Source organism: Microbispora sp. H10670 (genome assembly GCF_014161385.1).
Lineage (GTDB): Bacteria > Actinomycetota > Actinomycetes > Streptosporangiales > Streptosporangiaceae > Microbispora > Microbispora triticiradicis.
This window is the reverse complement of record NZ_JABBWW010000064.1, coordinates 1-4,734: the sequence shown is the minus strand read 5'-3', so window position 1 is coordinate 4,734 and position 4,734 is coordinate 1. Positions and strand designations below refer to the sequence as shown.

Below are 4,734 nucleotides of genomic sequence, written 5' to 3'. Positions count from 1 at the left end.
GGAGTCGTATGTGTGCCGGGCGATGTCGGCGCAGTCGGTGGGGGAGCGGGTCTACCGGGTCGACTGGGTCCCCGCCCCGGCCACTGCCCCGGCCCAGCCGGCCGCGGGTAAGCCGGAGTTCACCCGCTTTGACGTCGCCGTCACCCGCGAAGCCTCGTCAAGTGCGCTGCCGGACGCGCAGGCGGAAGCACCCTCTGGGGTCCTGTCAGGGATGCGGTCGGTGGTGGCCGGGGTGCTGGAGCGGGTGCAGGAGCAGGTGGCCGTTCCGGAGCCTGGTGGGCCGTTGGTGGTGGTCACGCGGGGTGCGGTGGGGCTGCCGGGTGAGGATGTGGACGTGTCGGCGGCGCCGGTGTGGGGGCTGGTGCGGTCGGCGACGGCCGAGTGGCCGGGCCGGTTCGTGCTGGCCGACACCGACGGGACCGCGGAGTCGGAGGCGGTGCTGGCCGCGGCGGTTGCCGCCGGTGAGCCCGAACTGCTGATCCGGGCGGGCCAGGTGCGGGTCCCGCGCCTGGCCGTGGTGACCCCCGAGACCGAACCGGTGGGTTTCGGTGCTGGGGCGGTGGTGGTGACCGGGGGTGTCGGTGGGGTCGGGGCGCGGGTGGCGCGGCATCTGGTGACGGCGCACGGGGTGCGGTCGCTGGTGCTGGCCGGGCGTCGCGGCCCGGACACTCCGGGAGCCGATCTGCTGGCGGCGGAGCTGACCGAGTTGGGCGCCCAGGTGCGGGTCGTGGCCTGTGACGTGGCCGACCGGGAGGCGGTGGCGCGGCTGCTGGAGGAGGTGCCGGATCTGACGGCGGTGGTCCACGCGGCCGGGGTGCTGGACGACGGGCTGATCGAGTCGCTGACCCCGGACCGTCTGGACACCGTCTTCGCGCCCAAGGCCGACGCCGCCTGGCACCTGCACGAGCTGACCCGCGACCGGAACCTCAGCGCCTTCGTCCTGTTCTCCTCCACGGCGACCCTGTTCGACGCGCCCGGTCAGGGCAACTACGCCGCGGCCAACGCCTTCCTCGACGCACTGGCCGCCCACCGGCACGCCCACGGCCTGCCCGCCACCTCGCTGGCCTGGGGCCTGTGGGCCGGCGCCGGAATGGGCGCAGGACTGGACGAGGCCGCGCTGGCGCGCATCGCGCGCTCGGGGCTGGTGCCGCTGTCGTCCGAGGAGAACCTCGCGCTGCTGGACGCCGGAATACGCAGCGGACTGCCCGCTGTGGTCCCGGTCCGGGTGGACCACCGGGTGGTCCGCGAACGCGCCGACGGGGTCCCGACGCTGCTGCGCGGCCTGGTGCGCCCGGCGACGAAGCGCGCCGGCGCCCGCAACGCCTCCACCGGCGGTGCCGGCGGCCTCGCCGAGCGGGTGGCCGGCCTGTCCGGCGCCGCGCGTGTCGACGCCCTGGTCGAGGTGGTCCGCGCCGAGGCAGCCGCCGTACTCGGGCACGAGAGCGGCGCCGCCGTCGCGCCCGCGCGCGCGTTCAACGAACTCGGCTTCGACTCGCTCGCGGCCGTGGAACTGCGCAACCGGCTCAACGCGATCAGCGGCCTGAAGCTGAGCGCGACCCTGGTCTTCGACTACCCCACGCCCCTAGCGCTCGCCACCCACCTGGCCGAGACGATCGACGCGAAGCCGGTGCGGGCCCGTCAGGAGACCACCGTCGCCATCGCCCCCACCGAGGACATCGCGATCGTCGGCATGGCCTGCCGCTACCCCGGCGGCGTACGGTCGCCCGAGGACCTGTGGCGGCTGGTCGCCGACGGCGTCGACGCGATCGGCGAGTTCCCCACCGACCGGGGCTGGCCGCACGACGTGTACGACCCCGAGCTGAGCCGCCCCGCCACCAGCTACACCCGCGAAGGCGGTTTCCTGTACGACGCGGCGGACTTCGACGCCGACTTCTTCGGCATCAGCCCGCGCGAGGCACAGGCCATGGACCCGCAGCAGCGGCTGCTGCTGGAGGTCTCCTGGGAGGCGTTCGAGCGGGCGGGCATCGACCCGAGGTCCGTGCGCGGCAGCCGTACCGGCGTCTACGCGGGGGTCATGTACCACGACTGGGGCCTGCGGCTCGGCCCGCTGCCCGAGGAGATCGCCGCCTACCACGGCAACGGCAGCCTGGCCGGTGTCGCGTCCGGGCGGGTCGCGTACGTCTTCGGGCTGGAGGGCCCGGCGATGACCGTGGACACGGCGTGCTCGTCGTCGCTGGTCACCATCCACCTGGCCGCCGCCGGGCTGCGCGGGGGAGAGTGCGACCTGGCCCTGGCGGGCGGCGTCACCGTCATGTCCACCCCCGACACCTTCGTGGACATGAGCCGCCAGCGCGGATTGGCCGCCGACGGCCGGTGCAAGTCGTTCGGCGCGGGCGCGGACGGCGTCGGCTGGAGCGAGGGCATCGGTCTGCTGGTGCTTGAGCGGTTGTCGGATGCGCGGCGGCGTGGGCATCGGGTGCTGGGGGTGATTCGTGGTTCTGCGGTGAACCAGGATGGTGCGTCGAATGGGTTGACGGCGCCGAACGGTCCGTCGCAGCAGCGGGTGATCGGGCAGGCGCTGGCGGCGGCCGGGCTGAGTCCGGCTGACGTGGACGTGGTCGAGGGTCATGGCACGGGGACGACGCTGGGTGACCCGATCGAGGCGCAGGCGATCATCGCGACGTACGGGCAGGGCCGGGAGCGGCCGTTGTGGCTGGGGTCGGTGAAGTCGAACATCGGCCACACCCAGGCGGCGGCCGGCGTGGCCGGTGTGATCAAGATGGTCATGGCCATGCGCCATGGCGAGCTGCCCAGGTCGCTGCACGCCGCGGAGCCCTCACCCCAGGTGGACTGGGACTCCGGTCAGGTGCGGCTGCTGACCGAGCCGGTGGCCTGGCCCGAGGAGGGCAGGCCGCGCCGGGCGGCGGTGTCGTCGTTCGGGATCAGCGGCACCAACGCCCATGTGATCGTCGAGTCGGCGCCGGGCGAACCCGTACGGGAACCGCGGCCCGCCCCCGCGACCGTGCCGCTGGTCGTGTCGGGCCGCACCCCGCAGGCGCTGCGCGCCCAGGCCGGGCGGCTGCTGCCGTACCTGGAGACACTGCCGGACGCGGAGATCGGCGAGCTCGGCCGCGCCCTCGCCACCACACGCGCCGCGCTCGAATGCCGGGCCGTCGTGACCGGCGCGGACCGGGCCGAGCTCGCGGCCGGCCTCGCCGCGCTGGCGGACGGCTCCACGCCCGCCGGGGCTGCCCGCGAGGGCAGGGTGGCGTTCCTGTTCACCGGGCAGGGCAGCCAGCGCCTCGGCATGGGCCGCGAGCTGTACAGCGCTTTCCCGGTCTTCGCCGAGGCGTTCGACGCCGTGCTCGCCGAGCTGGACCGCCATCTGGACCGGCCGCTGCGCGAGGTGCTGTGGGGCGAGGACGCCGATCTGGTCAACCAGACCGGCTACGCCCAGGCCGCGCTGTTCGCGCTGGAGGTCTCCCTCTACCGGCTGCTGGAGTCGTGGGGGACGCGGCCAGACTACGTCGCCGGGCACTCGATCGGCGAGCTGGCCGCCGCGCACGTGGCCGGGGTGCTGTCCCTGGCGGACGCGGCCCGCCTGGTCGCCGCGCGGGGCAGCCTGATGCAGGCCCTGCCGGCCGGAGGGGCGATGGTCGCCGTACGCGCGGCCGAGGAGCGGGTGCGCCCGCTGCTCGGCGACGGCGTGGACATCGCGGCGGTCAACGGGCCGGAGTCGGTCGTCATCTCCGGTGACGAGGCGGCCGTGTCGCGGGCCGCCGCCGCTCTCGCGGCCGACGGCCACCGGACGACCCCCCTGCGGGTGAGCCACGCCTTCCACTCGGCGCTGATGGAGCCGATGCTCGCCGGCTTCCGCGGGGTCGCGGAGGAGCTGTCGTTCGCGTCTCCGGCCATCCCCCTGGTGTCCACGCTCACGGGCACACTGGCCACGGCCGAGGAGCTGGGCTCGCCGGAGCACTGGGTGCGGCACGTGCGGGAGCCGGTCCGGTTCGCCGCCGCCGTGGGCGACCTCGCCGCCCGGAACGTCACCACCTTCGTCGAGCTCGGGCCGGACGCGGTGCTCGCCGCGATGGGGCAGGCCTGCGTCGCGGAGGACGCGGCCGCGTTCGTCGCCGTCGCCCGCAAGGGCCGCGACGAGGTGCGCGAACTCGTCGCCGGCCTCGGCCGCGCGTACGCGCACGGCGTGGCGGTCGACTGGGCCGCGTACTTCGGCGGCGACGCCCCGGCCGGGCTGGACCTGCCCACGTACGCCTTCCAGCGCAGGCGGTTCTGGCTCGACGGGTACACGTACGGCGCGGGCGACGTCGGCGCCGCCGGGCTGGACCACGTCACCCACCCGATCCTGTCGGCCGCCGTGGAGTCGCCGGAGTCCGGCGAGGCGGTGCTGACCGGCCGCGTCTCCCCGCGGACGCATCCGTGGCTGGCCGACCACGTGATCTCGGGCCGGGTCCTGTTCCCCGGCACCGGGTTCATCGAGCTGGCGACGCAGGCGGGCGACTGGGCGGGCTGCCCCAGCCTCGACGAGCTCGTCCTCGAAGCGCCGCTCGTGCTGCCCGCCGAGGGCGGGGTCGCCCTGCGGGTGGTCCTCGGCCCCGCCGGTGACGGCCTGACGCGCTCGGTGCAGATCTTCTCCCGTCCGGATGGTGATGGGGACGGGGCGTGGGTGCGGCACGCGTCGGGTGTGGTGGGTCCGGTCGTGGGGGTGGCGGGGTTCGATCTGGCGGAGTGGCCGCCTCGGGGGGCCGAGGTGGT

The 4,734-nt window shown here is 75.1% G+C and carries 1 protein-coding gene; it reads left to right on the top strand.

Annotated features, from left to right (window positions below; translation table 11 throughout):
• Positions 1–4,734, top strand: a 4,734-nt coding sequence (locus HHX33_RS34430; RefSeq protein ID WP_182878225.1) for a type I polyketide synthase, incomplete at both ends; no start/stop codon positions are given.